The organism is Vibrio sp. CB1-14 (assembly GCF_040412085.2).
Taxonomy (GTDB): Bacteria; Pseudomonadota; Gammaproteobacteria; order Enterobacterales; family Vibrionaceae; genus Vibrio; species Vibrio chaetopteri.
In genome coordinates this window covers 1,088,001-1,114,400 of record NZ_CP115920.1, presented here as the reverse complement: position 1 = coordinate 1,114,400, position 26,400 = coordinate 1,088,001, and the positions used below count along the sequence as shown (strand labels likewise).

Genomic DNA, 26,400 nt, shown 5'->3' with positions numbered 1-26,400 from the left:
TGGATATTATGGTGAGCCTTGCTTGGAATGAACAATGCCGATTTGGACTATGAAATAACAATAAAATCCGACTGAGAAGCAGCGAGCCACTGCTTGACGTCTCGACGAGCGACTTTGATCCCTGACGAGGTCAGTTGATTTGGCATTAAGAAGTAGCCAATTGGGTGTTTGAATTTAGCCAGCAGAGGGGTGAGTAAATCACGCATTTTGCTAAGCTCAGGTTGACTCTTTGCCTGCACCAAAGCCACACACCGCGCACCAAACTCTTCATCCTCAACAGGCACTACTATTGCTTGACTGATAAAGCTCAAACTATTCAGCGCTGCTTCGACCTCTTCACAGTGAACATTTTCACCACCGGAAATAAACAGGTTGTCAGCGCGGCCGATGACGCACAGCTCTCGTTGTGTATTCCAGCAGCCAAGATCTTTGGTATCAAACCAGCCAGACTCCAGCGCAAGCGGGCTAATCTTTCCTTGCACAAAATAGCCACGAGCGAGAGTGTCACCTGCAACATAGATACGCTCGTTCTCCACTTTTAATGCTCGGTGTGGCAACAATGTACCTGAAGAAGCAATCGCATCGACACGCTTTGCTGTCACCGTTGATGCGGTTTCTGTCATGCCATAGCCCATCCAAGACTCAATCCCACGAGCCTCTGCGCTTTCCACTAATGTCTGCGCAATCTGACTGCCACCAAGCAACACGCGTTCTAGCGAGGTTGGCCATTGATTATCGATGATTCGCTTGAGCTGAGTGGCAACGAGCGATGCATGAGTGACATTCGCAATATCTGCGGCAAAGTTTCCAGAAGCAATGTTGAGCGTTGCCCCCACAGTTAGCCAGCGCCAAACTATGGCAAGCCCAGAGACATGAAACATAGGTAGACTAAGCAGCCAAGAGTCATCAGCGGTAAAGCGAAAGCGCTGCAATAAGCCCGCTGCCGATGCGAGATGATTAGATGCACTGTGAGCGACAGCTTTAGGTAGCCCCGTAGAGCCAGAGGTAAAAACAATCGAGACAACGGGTTCGGTCATCTCAATGGCATTTGTTAGCTGTGAGTTCGCTTTAGAGCTGTCATCATCGGATCTTTCGATGCGATAAAGCTCATGCTCATGCTCATCACGCTGAGCCGTTAACTCATCCCATTGACAGTTACCCCAGACATTCGCCGGCTCATCAGTGCGATACAAGGTATCAAATTTAGTGATAAGCTGAGACTTGGGTTGGTCATTGAGCAAGGCAGGAATAACGCCGTGAGCGAGGCAGGCAAGATATCGAAGTACCAAGCTCTGCTCAGCTCTGCCAACAAGACATACGACATCACCAGGTGCTAAATCTTGTTCAACTAAGTACTGGCCGAGTGATTGAATTTGCTCACAAAGCTCATGCCACGTCATAGCGTGAGCTTGATTTTTAATCGCAATCTTGTTCGGAGTGAGCTGCGCCCAATGCTCCCAAAGAGGGAGCGGTGGATTAACGGACGTCATTAAGCCTCATTATCGCCATGTGACTGCCAATACACGGTTTGCTCTGCCAGCGTTTGTACTGGCAGCAAACATCCAGGCCATGGCGTTTCAAGCTGAGCGCCAAATAGCTGCATCGTATCCAGCCCTGGTGTTTCTTCTGGATTGAGCCAATTTGTCAATCGTGCAAGCTGCCCAAGTCCGACACTCGACTCAAGGCTAGAACTTATCACCACTTGAATGGCGTGCGCTTTTGCTTCTTCGACCAGCGCCATGCACTTGTCGATACTACCAACTAAGGTCGGTTTTATAATCAGTGCTTTCACGCCTGTAAGGTGTTTGACCGCAAAATCACTCTGGTGAACCGCGGCTTGCAAGGTCTCATCCCAAGCGATAGCAATACCAGTATCTATCGCGAACGACACACTGTCGCCGGGCTGCTGGCAAGGCTCCTCTATAAAGGCAATACGCTGCCTTAGCGATGGCGCGACATACTTAGCGAACTGTTTAGCTTTTTCTAGCGTCCAAGAGCGGTTCGCATCGAGCCTTAATGTGAGGTCTGGTATGGATTCTAGCAACAGGCTAACAATCATCCCATCACGAATAGCTTCGTAAAGGCCAACCTTAATCTTGGCGACTTTCTTGCCTTGCATGTTATTGAGCTTAGGGATCAGCTCATCTGGGTCACCACTGCACAGTGGCGCTGCTCGATAGTTACCTTCCGCAGGTAGCTTACCGCCGAGCTCTAGCAATGCTGCCGAGAGACCAAACGCCACCGATGGGTAACAGCTTTCGATATCGGTAGGTTGATTGTGTACCCATAATTCGAGTTGGGCTTGAGCTTGAACGCCAGCCGCTTCTAGCGACTCTTGACTGAATCCAGGTAACGGGGCGATTTCACCCAATGCAACGCGGCCGTTGTCACTGAGTTCTACAACCCACCCTTCCCTTGCAGTGAGCTTTTGCTCGCGAAGAATAACACCGCTGTCCATAGGCAGACAGTAGCGATAGAGTTTTGCTTGTCTCATGGTCGTTCCCACTTCATAAGAAGTCATCACAGCCACCTTGAGAAGAACGGTGACTATGAACAATACACCGGGTTAGGCCGCGGCATGGGCTAAGAGTTCCCCAAAAATGGTATTCATGCACTATATTGAGCGCTCTCTCAACCAACCGCTACCAAACGTAAATAGGCTGCCAAAAGGCAGCCATTACAATTGTGTTATGGGTTTCTTGGGAACTTGTCAAAGTCAGGGCGACGTTTTTCGTTAAACGCGTTGCGACCTTCCTGACCTTCTTCTGTCATGTAGAACATCATGGTTGCGTTACCCGCAAGCTCCTGAAGACCAGCTTGTCCATCACAGTCAGCATTCAATGCCGCTTTCAGACAGCGAAGCGCCATTGGGCTGTGCTGAAGTACTTCACGACACCAGCGTACGGTTTCCTTCTCAAGATCAGCAATTGGCACAACGGTGTTAACCAGTCCCATGTCCACGGCTTCTTGTGCGTCGTAGAAACGACATAGGAACCAAATCTCACGCGCTTTCTTCTGGCCAACGATACGTGCCATGTATGACGCGCCCCAACCACCATCAAACGAGCCAACTTTTGGTCCAGTTTGACCAAATTGCGCATTGTCTGCAGCAATCGTTAGATCACACATCATGTGCAGTACGTGACCACCACCAACGGCCCAACCCGCTACCGATGCAATGACAGGTTTTGGACAAGTACGGATCTGACGCTGGAAATCCAATACATTCAAGTGGTGAGTGCCTGAATCATCTTGGTAGCCGCCGTAGTCACCACGAACGCTTTGGTCACCACCAGAGCAGAACGCCTTCTCACCAAGGCCAGTTAGGATAATAACGCCGACACCTTCATCGTAGCGTGCATCCGCTAACGCTTTGATCATTTCATTGACGGTACGTGGCGTGAACGCATTGTGTACTTGCGGGCGAGCTATGGTGATTTTTGCAATGCCATCTTTTGACTTGTGATAGGTGATCTCTTCAAAGTCACCCGTTACATCAGCCCAATCAACGGGTGCGTATAGCTCTTCTTCTGTTAATCCAACGGTTTTAGCCATGATCTATTCCAATTATTTTACTGAGCCTAAGCTCATTTGTTCTAGATAAGTGCGCAGCCGCAAGACAAAAGCCCGTGGCTGCTCTTTGTGTACGTTGTGGCCTGCACTGGCAATAGGTTCGTAATCAAGCCCACTGCCAATGGCAAGCTGAGTAAATTTGTTATCGAACTCACCACAGATATAGAGTGGTTTGCGATGTTCTGAGAACGACAATGCTTTCACGCTCGGGAGTAAGTCAGGCTGCTTCGCCAATGACGTGGCCAGCAACATGTCGCTCAATGCACTCCCAAGGTTAACACTGCGCTTAGCAATCAAAAGTTGTCTTTGCTCATGATTTAGTGAGGAAAACACCGCTTGCTGATACCAATCGGCCAAAACCGCGCCAATCTCTTCCTGCTTGAAGCGCTGAGCCCATAGGCTATCGCTACGCCAACGCGCGTTTTTTTGTTCATCGTCAGGCAAGCCAAAATTGCCTCCTTCAATCACTAAGCCATTAACATTTAGTTCATTAATTGTTTCGTGTATCGCGCGGTGCTTGGTCATCAAATACATCAAAAGGCGTGCACCAAGTGAGTAACCAACCAAACAAACCGGCATTGTTGCACTCAATTTATGTGCTTGAATACAGTCTAGTATTGTCGCAGTAATCATTCTGCAAACTTGATCAAAACTTACGCCTTGAACTGGGCAACTTTTTCCGTGACCAGGAAGGTCGATCGTCAGCCGATGATACTCAGGTAACACTTGATTGACCGCATCCCAGTCATCACCTGCCCCTAAAAAACCATGAACAAACACCACCAAAGGCGCTTCGGGCGATGAGTGGGCGGGTGTATAGCGATACGCTAACCGTTCAGGTGTAGGCATAACGGATGTCATTGGGCATAACTAACATCATTAGCCACACTTCTCCCAAGCTGGCGAATCATCTCTCCAACTTCGTTAGGTTGAGTGGTCACTTCTAATAACAAAGTACCTTCACCCTGAGAGAGATGGTGAGCCACAGCAGACTCTAATTCAGATTTGTCTTGTGGCGCATGATAGCGCAGACCAAATTGCGCCGCTGCATGATGAAATTGGTAACCATGAGGCATTTGATAATACTGTGACTTCTGCTCTGATGGCGTGGGAAGCATGTCAAAAATAGCGCCGCCATCATTGTTGGTCACGACAATCACACATGGTTTATTAGAGCGTGAGAACAGAGCTAACGAATTCAAATCGTAAAGTAGTGAAGTATCACCGATGTACAACACTAACGAGCGTTCACTCCCCTTTTGCACTCCAGCTGCCGTTGCCACCAGACCATCGATGCCGGAAGCTCCGCGATTACTGTAGGTTTCAATCGCAGGCAGAGACGTCAGCATATCAACCAAGCGTACAATCAAACTGTTACCGATAAACAAATCCACACTGTCTGGCAGCGCCTCAACACTTCTCGCCACATCAAATTCAGTTAAATGTGGCGTGCTAAGGAATTTCGACCTCACCGCTTCTGAAGCATCAATGAGCGACTCTGCCCAGCCTGAATGTTGAGCTTGTGAAAGCACCTTTAATGCCGCACTGAGCCAATCCTTAACGTTGACACAAAGCTGCTTTTGTCTGAGGTGACTTGGATTTAGCCGATCAAGCACAGGGGTAAGTAGTACGTACTCGCACCCTGCTTCGGCTTGATGATCAATCCAGCTCAATAATCGCTTTGACACCAGTCTTGACCCGACTTGCAAGATAAAATCAGCCTGCGCCAGCTCAGCATTGGCCGCTTTATTTTGCAGCCAAATATCATAGCGCTGCCAACGCTCGCTCACACCCGATTGAGGATCGCAAAGCACCGGCCAACCAAGCTGATTAGCAAGCGCTAGCGCCTGTTTTGCCTCAGCAAGGCGAACGCTGCCAACAACGATAACGCCTTTACGCGAAACAAGGTCGAGTGACTCAGCGTCTTGGGCGATATTATGCAGCCTGTTTTCGGTGTAACCAGAGAAGCAATCACTGCTTGCTTGCCATGCACTAACGCTGGCTAGGTAGTCAGCAAATACTGTTTTATCTTCCCCGCCATAAAGAGGCTCAGGGAATGGGCAGTTAATATGAATGCTACCGCCACGCAGTCTTTGCTCAGCAAAAGCATAATCGATGGAGGTGAGAAGCCATGGCAAAGGCACTTGTGTCGATGGCGAAGGCAAATCAAGCGCGTAACTCACATGCGAAGAGAATATGCCTGTTTGCTCGATAGCTTGGTTAGCACCGCAGCCGACAAGCTCTACAGGTCTATCGGACGTAAGTAATATCAATGGTTCTTTGGTGAGCTTGGACTCTGCCACTGCCGGCAATAAATTCGCAACAGCGGTACCAGAAGTGACGATAACGGCCACTGGGCTTTGCGTACGTTTAGCCAGCCCCAACGCAAAGAAACCGAGGCCGCGCTCATCAAAATGAGTGTGAAGAGTGAGCCCTGAATGTTCAACCGCCTCTAAAGTAAGCGGCGTTGAACGTGAGCCTGGAGCAATACAAACATGTCTTACGCCTTGGCGATAACACTCTTCCAGTAATGTTTGTGTCCAAACACGATTGAGCGCGGCTTGATGGTTGCTCATGAAGCCACTCCAAGAGACGGGTTATCAGAGATAAGGCTGAGCAATGTCGACATTTTCTTGTCTAACTCTTGCCATTCGTGTTCGGCAACTGAACCAGGAACAATGCCCGCACCGGCAAACAATTGAACCTCATCTTTCATTAGTAAAGCGCTGCGAATGGCAACGCAAAACTCAGCGCGCTCATGGCTTAAATAACCCACAGAGCCTGCGTACCAGCCCCGAGCAAACGGCTCTCTTTGTTCAATAAACGCCATCGCTTCTTTGCGAGGCAAACCGGCGACCGCCGCTGTCGGCTGAAGTGCTTGCAGTAGCTGTACCGCATTTATGCCTTTGTTTAACTGAGCAACAATATTGCGCTTTAAATGCTGCACCTTTCGAAGACGTACTAAACGAAGCTCTTGTTCTAAATGAACCTCGTCGGAATGAGGTGCTAAGCTTTGCAAAATGTCATCAACCACGTATTGGTTTTCGTTGATGTTTTTCACATCTTGTGTCAGCCAGTTAGCCAGCTTCATATCATCCGCCGCATTATCACCGCGACCGATCGTGCCCGCTAAGGCTTCCGTCTCAAGCTGTTGACCCACTCGGCGATAGAGCCGCTCTGGTGTCGAGCCAACAAATGCCAACTCTTTGGAAAGCACCATCATAAAATGGAAGCTATGATGATTTTCTCGATAACTGGCTTTGAGCAATTGTGCTGGTGAAATAGGCTGTTTGACATCAACCGTGGTTTTGCGCGCGAGTACAACCTTCTTGAACTGATTATTTTCAATGCCCGTTAGCACGTCACCAACGAGTCGGTGCCACTGCTGCTCATTAGGAGTATGAGTTAGGCTCGAAATGGATGTGGCAAGCGGTGGCAACTCGGCAACATCTATTACCAACTGCTTGAGCGCTGCTATTGCTTTCTCGACGCTCATACTGATATTAACGGCAATACGCCAGTTTTGATCGAAGCGTATCAGTTCAATTTGCGGCAAGAAGAAAAAGGCTGACATGCAACGGCGATTTTTGTCTGTATGGCCATCGAAGGAACGCCCACCCCATACACGCTGGTTTTCTGCCAAGATAGTGTAAGCGGGAGCGGCTTCAGAGAATGTGTGTAATTGACCTAGCGCCACTACCTCTTCGCGAGTGTCGCGGGATTGCCAATAAAACTTCGGATAATGAGGTTGCGCTTCCAGCCAGTCGATGCAGTGAGACTTGGGACGTCCCTTGATGCCTTGCTCCAGTCGTTTACAACCTTGTGGGGCATTTTCAAGTTTGCTGACAAGTTGAGCGATAGCTGTTGTTAACTGAGACAAATCAACCTCATAACCTTAAAATTTGTTCCTATATACACGAAATACTCTATTTCTACCAACCCTATAGATCAAGCCACAAGGCGATTAATTGCTCATGATGTCAACCTGCTCACATCTCCGCCTTTTGGCAGCGTGCTTTATTTTCCACTTTGATCAGATTTTTATTCTTTCAAAAGCCATTTTGGTGTAATTTAGTAAAGAAATTATCGAATTTTTAGGAATTAAACAATGAAAAATATCGGGATGTCGTCAAAACTCGATAATGTCTGCTACGACATTAGGGGTCCTGTACTCAAACATGCTAAGCGCATGGAAGAAGAGGGACATAAAATACTGAAACTCAATATCGGTAACCCAGCCCCGTTTGGTTTTGACGCCCCTGATGAAATTCTAGTCGATGTCATCAGAAACCTGCCTACTTCACAAGGTTACTGTGACTCTAAAGGTATATACTCCGCTCGCAAAGCTGTAGTTCAACACTACCAACGCAAGGGCATTCACAGCCTCGACGTTGAAGACGTTTACATTGGCAACGGCGTTTCTGAGCTTATTGTAATGGCGATGCAAGCGTTGTTAAACAACGGCGATGAAATGTTAGTTCCCGCTCCTGACTACCCACTGTGGACTGCAGCGGTGTCACTTTCTGGTGGCAACCCGGTGCACTACCTATGTGACGAAGAAGCGGACTGGTATCCGGATCTTGATGACATCAAGAAGAAAATCACGCCAAAAACGCGCGGCATTGTTCTTATCAACCCGAACAACCCTACCGGCGCAGTCTACAGTCGTGATTTCCTGCTAGAAGTCATCGAAATTGCACGCCAGCATAAACTGATTATCTTTGCTGACGAGATTTACGACAAAGTTCTTTATGACGGTGCCACTCACACTTCAGTCGCAACATTAACAGAAGATGTACTTGTGATGACCTTCAACGGCCTATCCAAGTCTTATCGCGTTTGTGGCTTTCGCGGCGGCTGGATGTTCATGACCGGACCAAAGGAAATGGCAACAGGCTACGTCGCTGGCCTTGAAATGCTGGCTTCGATGCGTCTTTGCGCCAACGTACCTATGCAGCATGCTATTCAAACCGCGCTAGGGGGTTATCAGAGTATCAATGAGCTTATCTTACCGGGTGGCCGCTTACTTGAGCAGCGCGATAAAGCGTATGAGTTGATCACTCAGATCCCTGGTGTATCGTGCGTCAAACCAAAAGGCGCAATGTACCTTTTCCCGAAAATCGACACTAAGATGTACAACATCAAAGACGATCAAAAGATGGTACTCGACTTCCTCAAGCAGGAAAAAGTGTTGCTGGTACAAGGCACTGGCTTTAACTGGCCGAAGCCGGATCACTTTAGAATTGTTACTCTTCCACATGTGGAAGACTTGGAAATGGCGATTGGCCGATTTGAGAAGTTCCTGTCTACCTACAGTCAGTAACTCTTTCATATTGATACAATAAAGCCTATTCTTAATACGCGCCCAACCTTTACTGGGCGCGGATTAAGGGGAAAACGTTGTATGAAAGAAAGTCACTTTTTCGCTCACCTCGCTCGCATGAAACTGATCCAACGTTGGCCTCTCATGCGCTCAGTCTCTACCGAAAATATCTCCGAACACAGCCTGCAAGTCGCGTTTGTCGCTCATGCCCTTGCCATCATCAAAAACAAGAAGTTCGGTGGCAATACCAATCCAGAACGCATTGCGATTTTAGCGATGTACCACGACACCAGCGAAGTATTGACCGGTGATTTACCTACGCCAGTTAAATACTACAACCCAGAAATCGCCAAAGAATACAAAAAGATAGAAGCCGCTGCCGAGCACAAACTTTTGTCACTTCTGCCGGATGAGTTTCAAGAAGACTTTAAGCCATTTTTGCTCTCCAACGCCGCTCACGAAGAGGACTCACAAATAGTGAAGCAGGCGGACTCTATCTGTGCGTATCTCAAATGCCTTGAAGAACTCAGCGCAGGCAATCATGAGTACGCGCTCGCCAAGAAACGCTTGGATGAAACGCTGCAACAACGAAAAACACCGGAGATGGATTACTTCCTTCACACTTTCGCCCCAAGCTTCGAACTGTCACTCGACGAAATTAGCTAGCACCAGGAGAGATAATGACATTAGGTAACTGCACTCCAAACGCCATTTCTCTTGATCCATTAGACATCTGGCAAGTCAGGCACAGTGACGAGCACAAACTTCGCCGCAACGATCATCGCGACCCTTACCAGCGCGACCGAGCACGCATTCTTCACTCTGCTGCATTTCGCCGCTTACAAGCAAAAACGCAGGTTCATGGCACGGGCGTGAATGACTTTCATCGCACCCGATTGACACACTCTCTGGAAGCCGCGCAAATCGGCTCTGGCATTGTGGCCCAGCTCAAGCAAAAGCAGCCACAATTCGCAGAGTTAATGCCAAGTGATGCGTTAATCGAGGCATTGTGTCTGGCGCACGACATTGGCCACCCGCCCTATGGCCATGGTGGTGAAGTAGCACTGAACTATATGATGCGAGAGTATGGTGGCTTTGAAGGTAACGCCCAAACGTTTCGTATCGTGACCCAGTTAGAGCCTTATACTGAAGCCCACGGGATGAACTTGACTAGAAGAGCCTTGTTAGGGCTTTTGAAATACCCTGCATTTATTAGCCAAACGCGCACGGACAAGCAGCCTCATGCTGTGGCCAATCAGCGTCAGTTGAAAGCCAAAGACTGGTCGCCAGCAAAGGGTATCTACGATAAAGACTCGGTGCAGTTCGATTGGGTACTGCAGCCGTTAACCCCGCCCGACAAGGCGCTATTTCAGACCATGCGCGCACAGCAAACATCACCTCTAGGACATCGCAAAACTCGATTTAAATCGCTCGATTGCTCCATTATGGAGCTTGCTGATGACATCGCTTATGGCGTCCATGATTTGGAAGATGCGATTGTGCTGGAGCTTATTGATGAGCAGCGATGGCAGCAAAGTGCGGCAGAAGCGTTAAGAAATCTAGAACCAAACTGGTTAACCCAAAATATTGATTCTATCTCTGAGCTGTTATTCTCCGGTAAGCACTATGAACGCAAGGACGCCATTGGCGGTATCGTCAATGCGCTATTGACCAGTATTAGAGTCGAGCCAATACCAGACAGCCAATTTGAGAGTCCGCTACTGGCATATAACGCCTACCTTGAAGAAGGGATGGCTGCAGTGCTTGATGTGCTCAAACAGTTCGTTAGTCAGTATGTGATTCAAGTGCCAAGGGTTCAAATTTTTGAGTATAAGGGGCAGCAAATCATTATGGATCTGTTTGAAGCCTTTAGCGCCGATCCTGAGAGACTGTTGCCTGAGTCGACGTGTCAGCTGTGGAGAAAAGCCTGTGGCCAGCATGACGATGGCATGCGCGTCATCGCCGACTACATCTCGGCCATGACCGATGGCTATGCGCAGAAGATGCATCAGCAATTATTTGCGGCAAGCTAAGATAAGCCAGGGAAGCGTTAAGTCGCCACTAACGCTTCCCTGAACTAACGCTTCCCTGAATAATTTCGCTCAAACACACCTTTTGGCATATTGTCGATTTGAAAGCCGATCATCTCATTGAACGCTGTAATTAACGGCGTAAAGTCGACATTAGGTTCAATCGACTCAAGCAGATGAAAGCCTGCTTCAACCGTCGACAGCGCATTACTTGATGGGGCTTTTCGAATACGGTAGTCACCTATCAAATCATCGGCAAGTTTTACAAGAGCTAGCGAATGTAAGTTGGTCGATAGCTTCCACATTTTAAAGGCTTTCTTCCACGTACCATCAAGCAGTATGACGCGGAGCGGTTTATGCCCCGCCTTAGTTTTCACCTCAGACACTGTTCGCGCACCCTCTCCCGGATAGAGAACCACACTTTGATAGCGCTTATCGTCCAGTAACGTATTGAGCTCGTCATGCAGACTAAAATCTTCGCCAATAAACAAACGTGCATTCTTAAGGGAAAGCGACAGAATGCGTGCCGTACCCAGTGGCCGCTTTTCTTCACTGCTATGCTGCAAAATGATCAATTGTGTGTCACAGTGGATGCGTTCTATCCACTGACAAATACATGCCCGCTTAGCTTTGAGGCATTTTGGACAATAACGAGACATGGACACTTCTTTCGTCATAAGGCTATCGCTGTTTAGTTTACTGTGCGCATTACTGCAAATCCCTGCGCTACAGAACTGGGTTGAATGGAACAAACTGGCTATATACTCCGGCCAGTGGTGGCGGATAGTAACAGGAAATTTCTCACACACCAACTTAGCACACCTTGGCATGAACCTAGCCGCTCTCTGGGTGATCTGTTATCTGTTTCGTCCCAACTGGCGCCTCCTAATGTCAGTCACCCTTTTCAGCGCCGCTGTAATTGGCACTGGTCTGCTCCTTAGTTCACTCAGCTACTATTTGGGACTCTCTGGCATTTTGCACGCTATCTTCGCGTTTTGGGCGCTTAAAGAGTCTCTTGAGAGTCGAAAATCAAGCTGGCTGTTGGTGATTGGTGGGGGGGTGAAAGTAGGATGGGAGCTGTATTTTGGTGGGTCGGCGGCAACATCAGCGTTAATTGAAGCTAATGTGGCAGTACAAGCCCACGCTATTGGATTAGCCGCGGGCTTTGGATTGGCACTACTCTACCACTATCGCAGCGCAGCCGTTAAAGGGTAATTCGGTCGCGGTTTTTTTCTACCGTCGCTGCGCCGATGCCTTTGACCTGGGTTAAATCATCAGCAGACGTGAACTTACCGTGCTGCTTGCGATAATCAACAATCTTTTGCGCCTTCTCAATACCGACTCCTTTTAAGAGCTCTGCCAGCTCCTCTGGCTCGGCTTGGTTAATATTTACCGTAATGTCTATACCTTCCAGTTTGTCACCGTCAGCGGCCCATACAGTGGCGGTAGGCGCCGCTAGCAACATAACTGCAAGCCAAAGTGTTGTTAGTAATTTCATGATTGTCCCTATTTGTAGTTGGTTTAGGAGTGAGCCAACATAATGGAAGCGAATTTGGATGGAAGTCTGACAGGGTGAAACTATAACGGACTGCATAAGCAGTCCGTTATTATTGAACTATCAGTTACATTCAAGTGTGAATGAACTAATACTGTCTCAGCTTACCGAGCTGGTAATAGCTGAGCACCTGATTATTGAGCGTCTAGGAAGTACTCAATTTCAGTGTTACTGCGTAGGATAGCAATCACAGAGCTGATGTCTTGCTGAGTCGCCTCACGAATCATCTGTGCACCAATTTGCTCGTTGTAAGCACTGTTGTAATCTGACATCACTTTGTTCAGTTCAACGACAACAACATTGCCTTGCATGTCTTTAGTTTGAGCGAAGCTTGCTGCACCTTCTTCTGGTTTAGACATTGCGAACACAGTACCTGCTAGAGGTGAACTGCGATCGATAGTTTCTAGCTCACCAAAGGTTAGACCGTTTGCGTTAAGCGCATCCGATATGCCTTCTTTAAGCTCATTAACCAGTTGAACACCAAGTTCCATTGCCGCTTGCTCACCTTTCACTTTCGCTAGCTGAGTTTCAACTTGCTCTTGCACCTCTTCGATAGGAAGTACAGTTTGCTCGCGAAGGTCGTCAACACGAACCACAATGATGTGCTCAGGAGCCACTTCCATCACTTCAGAGTTCAGGCCATCTTCTTTCACTTCTGGTGATTGAATAGCTTGCATCACTGTCGCTGACTTCAAGATTTCAGGTGCATCGATTTGCGAGATAAAGTCAGTCGTTACCACCTTCTGGTTAACGGCCTCTGCTGCGTCATCCAATGAATCTGGGTATTCGAACGCGACTTTCTCTAGCTCATTTTGCAGGCTGTAGAACTCATCAATCGCAACTTGGTCTTTAAGCTCAGCAACAATCTCAGCTTTCACTTCAGCAAGTGGCTTAGATTCTGATGCTTTAACCGCGTCCAATTGAATGATGTGGTAACCGAAGTCAGATTTAACCAGACCAGTGCGATCGCCAACGTTAACCAGTGCAAATGCGGCTTCTTCGAACGCAGTATCCATAACGTCACGTTCAATCCAACCTAGTGAACCGCCTTCTTCAGCACTGCCGATATCTTCAGACTTTTCTTGCGCTAACGTTGCAAAGTCTGCGCCTGCATTTAGCTCATCAAGGATAGCTTGTGCTTTCGCTTCATCATCACCTTGAACAAGAATGTGGCTAACTTCACGTTGCTCATCCGTCGAGTACTTATCTAGGTGCTCATCGTAGTATTGCGTAACATCTTCATCTGTCACTGTTACGCTGTCTTTAAGCGCTTGTGCTGATAGCTCGATGTAAGATACTTTTACTTGCTCTGGGCGAGTAAATTGAGCAGGGTTTTCTTGGTAGTACTGCTGGACTTCTTCGTCTGTAATCACGGCTTTGTTAGCAAACTCTTCAAGCGATAGCGTAAGAGTTTTAATGTCACGTGTTTGAGTCAGCAGTTTGCCTTGTGTTTCAATTTCACTTGGCAATGTGAATTCGCTGCCTTGAAGTGCGCTTAGCAATTGGCTACGCACTAGGTCACGACGAAGGTATTCTGCAAAGCTGTCAGCAGTGAAACCGGCACGACGTAGCGTTGCTTGGTAAAGTTCTGAGTCAAATTTGCCGTCGTTTTGAAACTGCGGCATTTCAAGCATCATAGTACGAATTTGAGAATCGCTGATGCGAAGACCTAGAGATTCCGCGTGTTGCTCAATGAGCACATCGTCGATCATGCGATCGAGTACCGATTTACGGAAAGAAGCGACATAGCTTGGGTCGCCAAGTAGAGTCGAGAAGTACTCGCCCATTTGCGACTGCATACGATTACGCTCGTTTTGATACGCCTGCTCAAACTCGCCACGACCGATCTCAACATTACCCACTTTGGCAGCTGTGTTACCGATACCGCCAGCGATATAGCTGCCAACACCTGCAAACACAAAAGACAAAATAATGAGTCCTAAGATAATTTTAACCGCGATGCTATTCACGCCCTCGCGAATTCGCTCCATCATAATTTTATTACTCTCCAGAAAGGAAGGGTTATCTTCAACTGCATGGGATAATATCAGAAAAAGAAATGCGCATCAGTAAGATGCGCATATTTAAAAAAGGTTCGACTTTATTTGTCGATCAAGCTTGTTGAAAGCTTAATTTTTGTGCAGTCAATCCAAGATTTACAACCAACTGCAACAAAAGATTAGTTACAAGCGTCTTTAAGCGCTTTACCCGCCTTGAATGCAGGAACTTTAGCTTCAGAGATTTGGATCTCTTCGCCAGTTTTTGGGTTACGACCAGTACGAGCAGCACGAGTACGTACGCTGAATGTACCAAAGCCAACTAGAGCCACTTGATCACCTTCTTCTAGAGTAGTGCTAACTGCTTCGATGAAAGCGTCTAGTGCACGACCAGCTGAAGCTTTAGATAGATCTGCGTTTTCTGCGATTTTTTCCACTAATTGTGTTTTGTTCACTGTGTTTCCCCTTTCTGTTACCCAATTATTATTTTTAAAGGTAACGTTAGTTCCATTCTCGTAGTTAAAGACTCCAAGCCTTGTCCATCAAGGGCTTCAGAGTTACATAGCTAAAGTTAGTGCCACAAAAAAACGCTGACAAGCTTTTTTTACTTATCAGCGTATTTCTTTTAGCTAAATTTGGGGCACATCACTATTTTACAGGCTCAAACGCCGCTCCAAGCGGTGCTCGCTCAAGTGCTACCTCAAGAACTTCGTCGATCCATTGAACAGGAATTACCTTCAAATCAGCAATTACGTTGTCAGGAATTTCTTCTAGATCACGTTCATTGTCCTTTGGAATCAACACGGTTTTGATACCACCGCGGTGTGCAGCAAGCAGCTTCTCTTTCAAGCCACCAATTGGCAGTACTTCGCCGCGCAAGGTGATTTCACCTGTCATCGCCACTTCTGCTTTCACTGGATTACCCGTCAAGCTTGAAACCAGCGCGGTACACATAGCGATACCCGCACTTGGGCCATCTTTAGGTGTTGCACCCTCTGGTACGTGTACGTGGATATCACGCTTCTCGTAAAAGTCAGTGTTGATACCTAGCTTTTCAGCGCGAGAACGAACGACCGTCATCGCAGCCTGAATAGACTCTTGCATCACGTCGCCAAGTGAGCCCGTTTGCGTTAGCTTGCCTTTACCAACCATCGATTCTGTTTCGATAGTCAGTAAGTCGCCGCCTACTTCTGTCCAGGCGAGGCCAGTCACCTGACCAATACGATTGCTGTCATCAGCTTTGCCGTAGTCGAAGCGCTGTACGCCAAGATATTCTTTCAGATTGTCTTGGTTGACCGTCTCTTTCTTCAGTGCTGGGTCAAGCAGGATGTTCTTCACCGCTTTACGACAGATCTTCGAGATTTCACGCTCTAGGCTACGTACGCCCGCTTCGCGAGTGTAGTAACGGATGATGCCGATGATCGCAGAGTCTTCAATTTCAATCTCGTGCGGCTTCAGACCATTGCGTTGTACCTGTTTCGATACAAGGTGACGCGTTGCAATGTTAAGCTTCTCGTCTTCGGTATAACCTGACAGACGAATCACTTCCATACGGTCTAGAAGAGGGCCAGGGATGTTCATCGAGTTCGACGTCGCCACAAACATGACGTCAGACAGATCGTAATCCACCTCAAGGTAGTGATCGTTAAAGGCATTGTTTTGTTCTGGATCTAGAACCTCAAGCAGAGCAGATGAAGGGTCGCCACGCATATCCGATGACATCTTATCGATTTCATCAAGCAGGAACAGCGGGTTCTTAACACCCACTTTCGACATTTTCTGAATCAGCTTACCGGGCATAGAGCCGATATAGGTACGACGGTGACCACGGATTTCCGCTTCATCACGCACGCCGCCAAGCGCCATACGAACGTACTTACGACCTGTTGCGGCTGCAATAGAGCGACCTAGAGAAGTCTTACCTACACCTGGAGGACCAACAAGACAAAGGATTGGGCCTTTAAGCTTGTTAATGCGGTTTTGAACCGCTAAGTACTCAAGGATGCGCTCTTTCACGCGCTCTAGACCGTAGTGGTCTTCATTCAGTACTTCTTCTGCTTTAGCGAGGTTTTTCTTAACCTTAGAGCGCTTCGCCCACGGTACGCCTACCATCCAATCGATGTAACTGCGAACCACGGTTGCTTCCGCTGACATAGGAGACATCATCTTAAGCTTCTGCAGCTCTTGTTCTGTCTTCTCTTTTGCTTCCGCCGGCATTTTTGATTCTTCGATTTTCGCTTTTAGCGTCTCGAACTCATCTGGCGCATCATCAAGGTCACCCAGCTCTTTCTGGATAGCCTTCATTTGCTCATTCAAGTAGTACTCGCGCTGAGATTTCTCCATCTGCTTCTTAACGCGGCCGCGGATTCTCTTTTCAACTTGAAGTAAGTCGATTTCAGATTCCATTTGCCCCATCAAGAACTCGAGACGCTCAGTCACATCAAGTAGCTCAAGCACTTGCTGTTTGTCAGCAAGTTTTAATGGCATATGTGCTGCGATGGTGTCTGCAAGACGCGCTGCTTCATCAATTCCACCCAGAGAGGTGAGCACTTCTGGTGGGATTTTTTTGTTGAGCTTGATAAAGCCTTCGAATTGGTCAATCGCGCTGCGCACAATGACTTCTTCTTCACGCTCTTCAAGTTCAGGAGTAATTAGGAATTCTGCATCCGCAACAAAAAAGTCTTCGTCACGGTAGCTGCTGATGTTCGCTCGTTGTTGACCCTCAACCAGTACCTTCACTGTACCGTCAGGCAACTTGAGCAGCTGTAGAATCGTCGCCACTGTACCTGTAGTGTACAGGTCATCAATTTTTGGCTCTTCAGTATCTGCTTCTTTTTGAGCTACTAGGAGTACTTGCTTGTCATTGTCCATCGCAGCTTCTAAACAGCTGATCGACTTTTCGCGGCCAACAAACAAAGGAATCACCATGTGTGGGTAAACCACAACGTCGCGCAGAGGCAATACCGGGATTTCTATACGCTCGGAACGTTCCAAGTTCATATTATTCTCTCTTCCGCTTAGTATTATTTTCAGTATATGGGGGCGTAATCGTTGGATTCAATAAAGAAAATAAAAAAAGGAGGTAATCAATACCTCCTTTTTGAGTGAACTTGGCAAATTACTCTGCGCTTGCCACTTGATTGTCGTTGTTGGTGTAGATAAGTAGCGGTTCTGACTCGCCATTTATCACGCTTTCATCGATAACCACTTTGCTCACATCGGTTGCCGATGGTAGCTCATACATGGTTTCTAGAAGCACGCCTTCAAGGATTGAACGAAGGCCACGAGCACCTGTTTTACGCTCCATTGCCTTGGCAGCAATAGCACGCAGTGCATCTTCGCGGAACTCAAGTTCAACACCTTCAAGCTCGAACAACGCGCCATACTGCTTAGTCAGGGCGTTCTTAGGCTCGTTTAGGATTTGGATAAGTGCATCTTCATCAAGTTCAGTCAGGGTCGTTGTGACCGGAAGACGTCCAATGAACTCAGGGATAAGGCCGTATTTCACCAAATCTTCTGGCTCTACTTGAGTGAATAGCTCACCAACGGTTTTGGTTTCGTCTTTAGAGCGAACTTCCGCGCCAAAGCCAATACCCGTACCTGTCGCTACACGTTGGTCAATCACTTTATCTAGGCCGGCAAACGCACCGCCACAGATAAATAAGATTTTAGACGTGTCCACTTGCAAGAACTCTTGCTGTGGATGCTTACGACCACCTTGAGGTGGTACAGAAGCGATAGTACCTTCAACCAGTTTAAGTAGTGCTTGCTGAACACCTTCGCCAGACACATCACGTGTGATTGACGGGTTTTCAGCCTTACGTGAGATCTTATCGATTTCATCGATATAAACGATGCCACGCTCTGCTTTTGCTACGTCGTAGTCGCACTTTTGCAGTAGTTTCTGAATGATGTTTTCTACGTCTTCACCAACATAACCGGCTTCGGTTAGTGTTGTTGCGTCGGCCATAGTGAATGGAACATCAAGGAAACGTGCAAGCGTCTCAGCAAGTAGCGTTTTACCACTACCCGTTGGACCGATAAGAAGGATGTTACTCTTACCGAGTTCAACACCGTCAGCCGTTGTATCACCATTGCGCAAGCGCTTGTAATGGTTGTACACGGCAACAGAGAGAACTTTCTTCGCATAGTCTTGACCGATTACGTAATCGTCTAGGTGCGCGCGAATGTCTCTTGGCGTTGGCAACGCTTCAGATTCCTTCTTCGGCAGCACATCTTTGATTTCTTCACGGATAATGTCGTTGCATAAATCAACGCATTCATCGCAAATGTAAACAGACGGACCTGCGATTAGCTTGCGAACTTCGTGCTGACTTTTACCACAGAAAGAGCAGTACAACAGTTTACCGCTACCGCCCTCTTTGCTTTTATCTGTCATTCGCTAACCTCTTAGCCTTTACTTTCTATGTTTTGAGTGTATATCAATTTAGACTATATTGCGCCCGAGAATTCATTTTTCAAGGGCAGCAATCCAGTCTTATTTCACTCAAACGATGACGGGTTAACCGCGATGGGTTAAAACTTCGTCGATAATACCGTATTCAGCTGCTTGAGCCGCTGACATGAAGTTGTCACGGTCAGTATCTTTTTCAACCACTTCGATTGGTTGACCCGAGTGCTCAGCAAGAAGTTTGTTTAGCTTCTCTTTGATTGTCAGGATCTCTTGCGCGTGGATCTGAATGTCTGACGCCTGACCTTGGAAACCACCAAGTGGTTGGTGAATCATTACGCGAGAGTTTGGTAGCGCAAAGCGTTTACCTGGCGCACCACCAGCAAGTAGGAAAGCACCCATCGAGCATGCTTGACCAGTACATAGCGTGCTGACGTTAGGCTTGATGAACTGCATGGTGTCGTAGATAGACATACCCGCAGTAACACTGCCGCCTGGTGAGTTGATGTAAAGGAAAATATCTTTGTCAGGATTTTCTGATTCTAGGAAAAGCATTTGGGCGACGATGAGGTTCGCCATGTTGTCTTCCACTTGACCAGTCAAGAAAATGATTCGTTCTTTTAGTAGTCGCGAATAAATATCGTAAGAGCGTTCGCCACGGGAAGTTTGTTCAACCACCATAGGTACTAGCGCGTTCATAATTGGCGACATTGCATTTTTTTCTTGGTAGCTCATATTCTTATGTCCCTAAAATAAATGGCCCGGATGATAAACATCATACGGACCATTGTTAGCAGAGAAGTCGACTCTAAGTCAACCTTCTATACAAGATATTGCTTATTACGCTGCAGGCTGTTGGTTCATTAGCTCGTTGAAGCTAACTTCTTTGTCAGAAACCTGTGCTTTAGCTAGGATCGCGTCGATCGCTTGCTCTTCTAGTGCAACGTTGCGCATGTTGTTCATCATTTGCTCGTTTTGCTCGTAGTAAGCGATAACTTCTGATGGATCTTCGTATGCCGTTGCCATTTCAGAGATAAGCTCTTTCACTTTCTCATCGCTAGCTTCTAGCCCTTCAGACTTGATCACTTCACCTAGAAGAAGACCAACCACTACGCGGCGCTTAGCTTGCTCTTCGAATAGCTCACGTGGAAGCTGTGCAGCTGCTTCTGGGTTGCCGCCGAAGCGTTGTGCAGCTTGCTGACGTAGTGCACCGATTTCTTGATCGATTAGCGCAGCAGGAACGTCGATGTCGTTCTCTTTAACTAGACCGTCAAGAGCTTGCTCTTTGATGCGGTTCTTGATTGCTTGCTTAAGCTCGCGCTCCATGTTCTTGCGAACTTCTGCTTTAAGAGCGTCAACGCCACCTTCAACAACACCGAACTTAGCAACGAACTCGTCGTTGATTTCTGGTAGTTCTTGAGCTTCAACCTTGATCACTTTGATTAGGAACTTAGCCGCTTTACCTTTTAGGTTTTCAGCGTGGTAATCTTCTGGGAAGTTTACGTCGATTTCGAATTCCATACCCGCAGTCTTACCTTGGATACCGTCTTCGAAACCTGGGATCATGCGACCAGCGCCCATCTCTAGTGGGAAGTTCTCAGCTTTACCGCCTTCGAACTCTTCACCGTCGATAGAGCCAGTGAAGTCGATAGTTACACGCTTGCCGTCTTCAGCAGCTTCTTCAACGTCAGTCCAAGATGCTTGTTGCTTACGTAGAGTTTCGATCATCTCTTCAACGTCTGCGTCTTGTACTTCAGTCGTTGGTTTTTCAACAACAACGCTCTCTAGACCCTTAAGTTCTACTTCTGGGTACACTTCGAAAGTTGCAGTGAATACTAGATCTTTACCAGCTTCGTTCTCAACAGGAGCGAAAGTTGGTGCACCTGCTGGATTGATTTTTTCAGAAACGATTGCTTCGATGAAGTGACGTTGCATAACTTCACCCATCACGTCTTGACGTACTGCTTGGCCGTACATTTTAGCAACCATCTTCATTGGCACTTTGCCTTTACGGAAACCATCGAAACGACGGTTTTTCGCGATGTTGCGTAGTTCAGCTGTCACTGCGTCTTCGATGTTAGCAGCAGGAACAGTAATGTTTAGACGGCGCTCTAGGCCCTCTAGAGTTTCAACAGTAACTTGCATTGTATAAACCTCAGTTTGGCTCAGTGTTGGCTGAGCGTATGAGCGTCAATATCTCTAAGATATTTCCGCTTCATCCTTGTTAGTACCCAAAGGTACTTCTTTAAAATGAGCATCGATAACCAGTCAGCGGCACTTTATAGAGCACCTTGCTTTGGTTATCGGACTAATGAGTGACGTCTTCGTCATGCTGAACGGGTCAACTTAAAGGCATCTCTGATTAGTCTCAGGACAAAATTTCAGACGCGACATTCTAGCGATCTCCACCTACCCTGTCGAGTCGAAGTCGGGTCAATCGACGCTTTTGTCGCTAATTACTCAAAGAATTGGGAAATCATTGCTGTTTTCTCCCAAGTCCACATTGAAATGGGGACAATATCGTCTTTTTCAAGAGATTGAAGGGCTTTTTTTAGTGAAAGACTAAAAAAGAGATCTTGCTCCTGTTTTGCAGCTTTTCCACCTCTCAGAATTCATAACTTTTTCGCCACAAGTTAGTCATATTCGTTAACCTATAGGTGTTAGGCTGTAGAGGTAGTTTCATGCGATTAAAACGAATTTTAGTGAGCTTTATAGCGCTGTTTGTTTTTATCTCCACTGCAGCGGGGCATTGGTACTGGCATCACAGCTTAGAGACGATGCAATTACAGCATCAAAACTGGCTCAATCGCTTTGTTGAAACAATAGATAGCAAGCTCGACAAATACCGTCATATTCCCCAACTTTTGTCTCAAGACAAAGAGTTAGTCGATGCATTGCAAGCACCCAATAACTCGGCTCAAATTGAAGTGACCAATCGTTACCTGCAGCAAGCGAACAAAATCATTCTTGCCTCCGACACATACCTGCTAGACCGCTACGGTAACACTATCGCTTCGAGTAACTGGAACCTTCCCCATTCCTTTGTCGGCAAGAACTTTGCTTTTCGCCCTTATTTTCAATATGCGATTGAAGGCAAACAGAGCGCCTACTTTGCGCTGGGTTCTACTTCAGGACAGAGAGGATACTATTACTCGTTTCCCGTAACTTATGCCGCAGACCACATCGGCGTGGTCGTGGTGAAAATGGATCTCTCTTCCATTGAGCGAAGTTGGCAAAGCGACACCAGCATTTACGTGGCCACCGATAGCAACAACATTGTGTTTATGTCTAGCGACTCTGAGTGGCTATTTAACAGCCTAACGAATATTGACGAAGACACACTCACCACCGTCCGAGACTCTAGACAATATCTGCAAACCCATATCAAAAGCCTCGGCTTTCAAGGTGACCTGTTGGCAAGCACTACCTTGCTTACCAATCCCAAAGGGAACCTCTTTACTAAGCACTACTTAGCCACTCAACGGGAGTCTGGGATTCCCAATCTGATACTGCGCGTGCTGACGCCACTATCTGCGCTCTACGTCGACCTGTTCGGTTTTATCAGCGTGCTGGCTTTGGTGTTTATTTCAATCTATCTGTTCGTCGCCCTTGCCGAAAATCGCCGCTACCGCCACAGGCAAATCGAGCAACTGCAAGCAGAAGCGAAGCAAAAACTTGAATTTCAAGTGATGGAAAGAACAGCGAAGTTACATGTAGAAATTGATGAGCGTGTCAAAACCGAAAAAGCGCTTCGACAAGCTCAAGATGAGTTGGTTCAAGCAGCCAAACTGGCGGTGCTAGGGCAGATGTCGGCCAGCATTAGCCATGAGCTTAACAATCCACTCGCCGCTATCCGCAGCTTTGCTGAAAATGGTCAGCGCTTTATCGACAAACACAAAGTCGATCGAGCTAAAGATAACCTTAGCCGTATTGTTGCCCTTACCGAGCGAATGGCCAAGATCAGTCAGCAGCTCAAATCCTTTGCCAGACGCAGTGATGCCAATGAACTTAGTGAAGTGAAATTGGCGCCCGTGGTGTTTTCGACTATTGAGCTTATCCAACCGCAGCTTAAGAGCCATCAGGTTAAACTGGATTGCGTCGTCGATCAGCAAGATATCCTAGTCCTCATCAACCCAATTCAACTTGAACAAGTGCTGATCAATCTAATGACCAATGCCATGCAAGCGATGGAGAATTGCACCGAAAAGCGGTTAAATTTAACTATAGAGCTCACCGATTCGGCAGTCATGATCCATGTTGACGATTCTGGCTCGGGACTGGCCGATTACTCCTCGCCAACCCTGTTTGAGCCTTTTTACACCACCAAAGAAAACGGCTTAGGGCTTGGGCTTTCGATCTCACAGCAAATTATTCACAACCTCGATGGACACATCCATGTGAGCGAGTCCGCTCTTGGTGGCGCGCGCTTTAGCGTCGAGCTACCGTTTCTACAATCTATAAAAGCATCCAATCAACCCGCCAAAACATCCACAAGGAAGCCTGTATGAGCCAAGTGTTTTTTATTGATGATGAATCTGATATTCGAATCGCCTTGGAACAAAGCTTCGAGCTTTCCGATATCGACGCAAGGTGTTTTGCCAGTGTTGAGGATGCCCTACTCGCTCTCAAGCAAGAAACGCCCTTGGCCATAATTTCCGATATTCGCTTACCAGGTTTGTCAGGTTTAGATCTACTCAACACCATCAGTCATCATTACGATGGTATTCCTGTAATTTTGATTACTGGGCATGGCGATATTTCCATGGCCGTTCAGGCAATCCAAGATGGTGCTTACGATTTCATTGAAAAACCGTTTTCCGCTGAACGCTTGATTGAGACTACCCAAAGAGCAATTGAAAAGCGTCACCTTACTTTAGAGAACGAACAGCTAAAACGTTCTCTAAAGGCAAGCCAAACGCTAGGTCCGAGGATCATTGGCGACACCCCTGTAATTCAAACTCTGCGTGAGACGATTGGGATGATTGCCGATACTGATGCCGATATTCTGCTCTTTGGTGAAACGGGAACAGGGAAAGAGTTGGTCGCCCGTTCGCTGCACGAGCAAAGCAGTAGGCGCGATGCTAACTTTGTCGCCGTCAACTGTGGTGCAGTGCCTGAAAACTTAATTGAAAGCGAACTGTACGGTCATGAGAAAGGCGCATTTACTGGTGCAGATAATACTCGGATTGGTAAGTTTGAACATGCCCAAGGGGGCACACTATTTCTTGATGAAATTGAGTCAATGCCAATGCAGGCACAGATCCGCTTGCTACGTGTATTACAAGAGCGCGCTATCGAGCGAGTAGGCTCCAATACCCTCATCCCACTAAATATTCGCGTCATCGCAGCAACCAAAGCAGATCTCAACCAAGCGTCATTGGCGGGTGATTTTCGCCAAGATCTCTATTACCGCCTCAACATCGTCACGCTTGACCTCCCCCCGCTTCGAGACCGAAAAGATGATATCGCAGCGCTTTTTCACCACTTTCAACTGGTCGCAGCATCGCGTTATGGCAAAACCGCCAACGCACTCTCCGTGGCAGAACTCAGCCAATTAATCAGCCATGATTGGCCTGGTAATGTTAGAGAGCTGAGAAACTGTGCCGAGCGTTTTGTCCTGCTTGGTAAAATTCAAGCCGGTAATGCCCAAAATGATGACCAAGAGCGTGGCCAAAGCCTCGCTGAACAGGTGGGATTATTTGAAAAAAGTGTCATTGAGCAGGCTCTCATCGACACCCATGGCAGCATCAAGCAAACCATGGAAAAGCTCAATGTCCCGAGAAAAACATTGTACGATAAAATGCAGAAATATCAGCTTATTAAAGAGTCCTACAAAAGCGACAGCTAAAATAAGGTAGAACTGTGATACATATCTCCTATACTTGAAAGTGTAGCCAAAGAGTTGCATACAAGATTATTAATAAGGAGTCGTTATGGGGGAAAAAACCAAAGTGCCCTTCATTTCTGACACAGTTGAGATAGATGGCATTTTTTACGTTGAGCAACGTGTCGCTGCTGAGGAAAGACGCAAGGTAAAGTCAAAACGTGTTCTGTATGAAAGACGTTTTCAATCCGATCCGCGCGAGAATTATGGTAAGCATATTGATGAGGAGGTCTAACGACCTCCTTTTGCTTTTTTGGTTCTAACTTACTTGGTGATGATTTCCGGGCCCATCAAGGTCGTTGGTAACCAAGTTGACACCCAAGGCACGTAAGTCACGATAATCAGGAACAAGAACATCACGGCCACCCATGGCAGTGCGGCTTTCACTACGCCCATCATCGACATCTTCGCCACGCCCGCCGTCACAAACAAGTTGAGCCCAACAGGTGGCGTTATCATGCCTATTTCCATATTCACTACCATCATAATCCCTAGATGAATAGGATCGATGCCAAGCGCGATAGCAATTGGGAACACCAAGGGTGCCACAATAATCAGTAGGCCTGACGGTTCCATAAACTGACCACCAATAAGCAACAGAACGTTCACCACAATCAGGAAGGTAATAGGTCCCAAGCCCGCAGATAACATGGATTCGGTTATCATCTGTGGAATACGTTCTTCAGTCAGCACGTGCTTAAGGATCAGTGCGTTAGCGATGATAAACAGCAGCATGATGGTGAGCTTACCCGCTTCAAAAAGCGTGTGCTTGGTGTCTTTGTGCACAAAGGTCTCAAACACTTTAATAAGCACTGGCTTAGTATTTTCTTTATCCGCAAACGGCCCCATATCTTTGTAGATAAAATTGGCAATCAGGAACGAGTAAACCGCTGCCACTGCCGCTGCTTCCGTAGGGGTGAATACCCCGCCGTAGATACCACCAAGAATGATGACTACCAGCAACAAACCCCAACTCGCCTCACGGGCAGAATCAAACACCTCTTTCCAGCCCACAAATGGTTGCTTGGGAAGCCCTTTTACTTTTGCGGCAATGTAGATGGCGATCATCAACATGAGACCCGCTAGTAGCCCAGGAATAACGCCGCCAAGGAACATACGGCCTACTGACACATCGGTTGCAGCCGCATAGACCACCATAACAATGGAAGGTGGAATAAGGATACCTAAAGTGCCCGCGTTACAGATAACCCCTGCGGCAAACTCCTTGGTGTAGCCGTTTTTGATCATACCTGCGATTACGATACTACCGATGGCGACCACCGTCGCTGGCGACGAGCCAGACAGAGCCGCAAACATCATACAAGCCACCACCGATGCCATCGCAAGACCACCACGGAACCAGCCTACCATTGCAATCGCAAAGCGGATAATTCGTTTCGCCACACCGCCCGTGGACATAAAACTGGATGCCAAAATAAAGAAGGGAATCGCCAGTAGTGTGTAGTGACCGGCAAATGCATTAAACAGGGTTTGCGCCACCGACGCCAATGATGCGTCTGAATGCATCAAAAGAAATAGAATACTCGATAGGCCAAGTGATACCGCGATCGGCACCCCGATAAGCATAAAGCCTATCACCATCAAAAAGAGTAATAGAATGTCCATG

The 26,400-nt window shown here is 47.3% G+C and carries 22 protein-coding genes; 7 read left to right on the top strand and 15 right to left on the bottom strand.

The genetic code is table 11. The annotated features are described in order from the left end of the window. Nucleotides 1-47: 47 nt before the first annotated feature. The 6 genes from menE to PG915_RS05085 form a co-directional block, all read right to left on the bottom strand. On the bottom strand, nt 48-1,490 hold the full coding sequence (gene menE, locus PG915_RS05110; protein ID WP_353498139.1) for an o-succinylbenzoate--CoA ligase: 1,443 nt from the start codon (nt 1,488-1,490) through the stop codon (nt 48-50). Then, the gene (menC, locus tag PG915_RS05105) at nt 1,490-2,494 is read right to left on the bottom strand and encodes an o-succinylbenzoate synthase (RefSeq protein WP_353498665.1); all 1,005 of its coding nucleotides are present in this window, start codon (nt 2,492-2,494) and stop codon (nt 1,490-1,492) included. The genes menE and menC overlap by 1 nt, the downstream gene beginning before the upstream one ends. 194 nt (nt 2,495-2,688) lie before the next feature. After that, the gene (menB, locus tag PG915_RS05100) at nt 2,689-3,555 is read right to left on the bottom strand and encodes a 1,4-dihydroxy-2-naphthoyl-CoA synthase (RefSeq protein ID WP_353498138.1); all 867 of its coding nucleotides are present in this window, start codon (nt 3,553-3,555) and stop codon (nt 2,689-2,691) included. 12 nt (nt 3,556-3,567) lie between these two features. Further along, complete coding sequence (gene menH, locus PG915_RS05095; protein ID WP_353498137.1) at nt 3,568-4,422, bottom strand: 2-succinyl-6-hydroxy-2,4-cyclohexadiene-1-carboxylate synthase; 855 nt, start codon at nt 4,420-4,422, stop codon at nt 3,568-3,570. Between the two features lie 8 nt (nt 4,423-4,430). Then, entirely contained in the window at nt 4,431-6,149 is a 1,719-nt protein-coding gene (gene menD / locus PG915_RS05090; RefSeq protein ID WP_353498136.1) for a 2-succinyl-5-enolpyruvyl-6-hydroxy-3-cyclohexene-1-carboxylic-acid synthase, read from the bottom strand. Next, entirely contained in the window at nt 6,146-7,453 is a 1,308-nt protein-coding gene (locus PG915_RS05085) for an isochorismate synthase (protein WP_353498135.1), read from the bottom strand. The genes menD and PG915_RS05085 overlap by 4 nt, the downstream gene beginning before the upstream one ends. 228 nt (nt 7,454-7,681) lie before the next feature. On the opposite strand from PG915_RS05085, the gene PG915_RS05080 reads away from it, so the two are divergent. The 3 genes from PG915_RS05080 to PG915_RS05070 all read left to right on the top strand — a co-directional run bounded on the left by PG915_RS05080 (nt 7,682) and on the right by PG915_RS05070 (nt 10,929). Further along, complete coding sequence (locus tag PG915_RS05080) at nt 7,682-8,896, top strand: pyridoxal phosphate-dependent aminotransferase (RefSeq protein WP_353498134.1); 1,215 nt, start codon at nt 7,682-7,684, stop codon at nt 8,894-8,896. Nucleotides 8,897-8,977: 81 nt separating this feature from the next. Next, nucleotides 8,978-9,562 (top strand): 5'-deoxynucleotidase, encoded by a 585-nt coding sequence (gene yfbR, locus PG915_RS05075; protein WP_353498133.1) that lies wholly within the window; start codon nt 8,978-8,980, stop codon nt 9,560-9,562. A gap of 14 nt (nt 9,563-9,576) precedes the next feature. Further along, the gene (locus tag PG915_RS05070; protein ID WP_353498132.1) at nt 9,577-10,929 is read left to right on the top strand and encodes an anti-phage deoxyguanosine triphosphatase; all 1,353 of its coding nucleotides are present in this window, start codon (nt 9,577-9,579) and stop codon (nt 10,927-10,929) included. A gap of 44 nt (nt 10,930-10,973) precedes the next feature. On the opposite strand, the gene PG915_RS05065 is transcribed toward PG915_RS05070, so the two are convergent. After that, complete coding sequence (locus PG915_RS05065; protein WP_353498130.1) at nt 10,974-11,585, bottom strand: tRNA-uridine aminocarboxypropyltransferase; 612 nt, start codon at nt 11,583-11,585, stop codon at nt 10,974-10,976. Between PG915_RS05065 and rrtA the strand changes: the two genes are divergently transcribed. After that, nucleotides 11,584-12,141, top strand: coding sequence for a rhombosortase (gene rrtA / locus PG915_RS05060; RefSeq protein WP_353498129.1), 558 nt, complete (start codon nt 11,584-11,586; stop codon nt 12,139-12,141). The two genes, PG915_RS05065 and rrtA, sit on opposite strands and share 2 nt — an antisense overlap. Here the strand turns inward: rrtA and PG915_RS05055 are convergent. From PG915_RS05055 to tig, 7 genes are all read right to left on the bottom strand, one after another. Beyond that, the gene (locus PG915_RS05055; RefSeq protein ID WP_418642294.1) at nt 12,131-12,391 is read right to left on the bottom strand and encodes a ComEA family DNA-binding protein; all 261 of its coding nucleotides are present in this window, start codon (nt 12,389-12,391) and stop codon (nt 12,131-12,133) included. The two genes, rrtA and PG915_RS05055, sit on opposite strands and share 11 nt — an antisense overlap. Before the next feature lie 224 nt (nt 12,392-12,615). Then, entirely contained in the window at nt 12,616-14,475 is a 1,860-nt protein-coding gene (ppiD, locus tag PG915_RS05050) for a peptidylprolyl isomerase (RefSeq protein WP_353498127.1), read from the bottom strand. 185 nt (nt 14,476-14,660) lie between these two features. Continuing rightward, on the bottom strand, nt 14,661-14,933 hold the full coding sequence (locus PG915_RS05045; RefSeq protein WP_006075676.1) for an HU family DNA-binding protein: 273 nt from the start codon (nt 14,931-14,933) through the stop codon (nt 14,661-14,663). A gap of 193 nt (nt 14,934-15,126) precedes the next feature. After that, entirely contained in the window at nt 15,127-17,478 is a 2,352-nt protein-coding gene (gene lon / locus PG915_RS05040) for an endopeptidase La (RefSeq protein WP_353498125.1), read from the bottom strand. 118 nt (nt 17,479-17,596) lie between these two features. After that, on the bottom strand, nt 17,597-18,877 hold the full coding sequence (gene clpX / locus PG915_RS05035) for an ATP-dependent protease ATP-binding subunit ClpX (protein WP_042474030.1): 1,281 nt from the start codon (nt 18,875-18,877) through the stop codon (nt 17,597-17,599). A gap of 123 nt (nt 18,878-19,000) precedes the next feature. Next, complete coding sequence (gene clpP, locus PG915_RS05030) at nt 19,001-19,624, bottom strand: ATP-dependent Clp endopeptidase proteolytic subunit ClpP (RefSeq protein ID WP_042499015.1); 624 nt, start codon at nt 19,622-19,624, stop codon at nt 19,001-19,003. Between the two features lie 105 nt (nt 19,625-19,729). Then, the gene (gene tig / locus PG915_RS05025) at nt 19,730-21,034 is read right to left on the bottom strand and encodes a trigger factor (protein ID WP_353498123.1); all 1,305 of its coding nucleotides are present in this window, start codon (nt 21,032-21,034) and stop codon (nt 19,730-19,732) included. 536 nt (nt 21,035-21,570) lie between these two features. Between tig and PG915_RS05020 the strand changes: the two genes are divergently transcribed. From PG915_RS05020 to PG915_RS05010, 3 genes are all read left to right on the top strand, one after another. Beyond that, nucleotides 21,571-23,397 carry a sensor histidine kinase gene (locus PG915_RS05020; protein WP_353498121.1) on the top strand — a complete coding sequence of 609 codons (1,827 nt, stop codon included), beginning with the start codon at nt 21,571-21,573 and terminating at the stop codon, nt 23,395-23,397. Further along, nucleotides 23,394-24,737 carry a sigma-54-dependent transcriptional regulator gene (locus PG915_RS05015; protein WP_353498120.1) on the top strand — a complete coding sequence of 448 codons (1,344 nt, stop codon included), beginning with the start codon at nt 23,394-23,396 and terminating at the stop codon, nt 24,735-24,737. The genes PG915_RS05020 and PG915_RS05015 overlap by 4 nt, the downstream gene beginning before the upstream one ends. Nucleotides 24,738-24,822: 85 nt before the next feature. Beyond that, on the top strand, nt 24,823-25,008 hold the full coding sequence (locus PG915_RS05010; protein ID WP_353498118.1) for a hypothetical protein: 186 nt from the start codon (nt 24,823-24,825) through the stop codon (nt 25,006-25,008). A gap of 29 nt (nt 25,009-25,037) precedes the next feature. Here PG915_RS05010 and PG915_RS05005 read toward each other — a convergent pair whose 3' ends face one another. Beyond that, on the bottom strand, nt 25,038-26,399 hold the full coding sequence (locus PG915_RS05005; protein ID WP_112462278.1) for a TRAP transporter large permease: 1,362 nt from the start codon (nt 26,397-26,399) through the stop codon (nt 25,038-25,040). Nucleotide 26,400 lies beyond the last annotated feature (1 nt).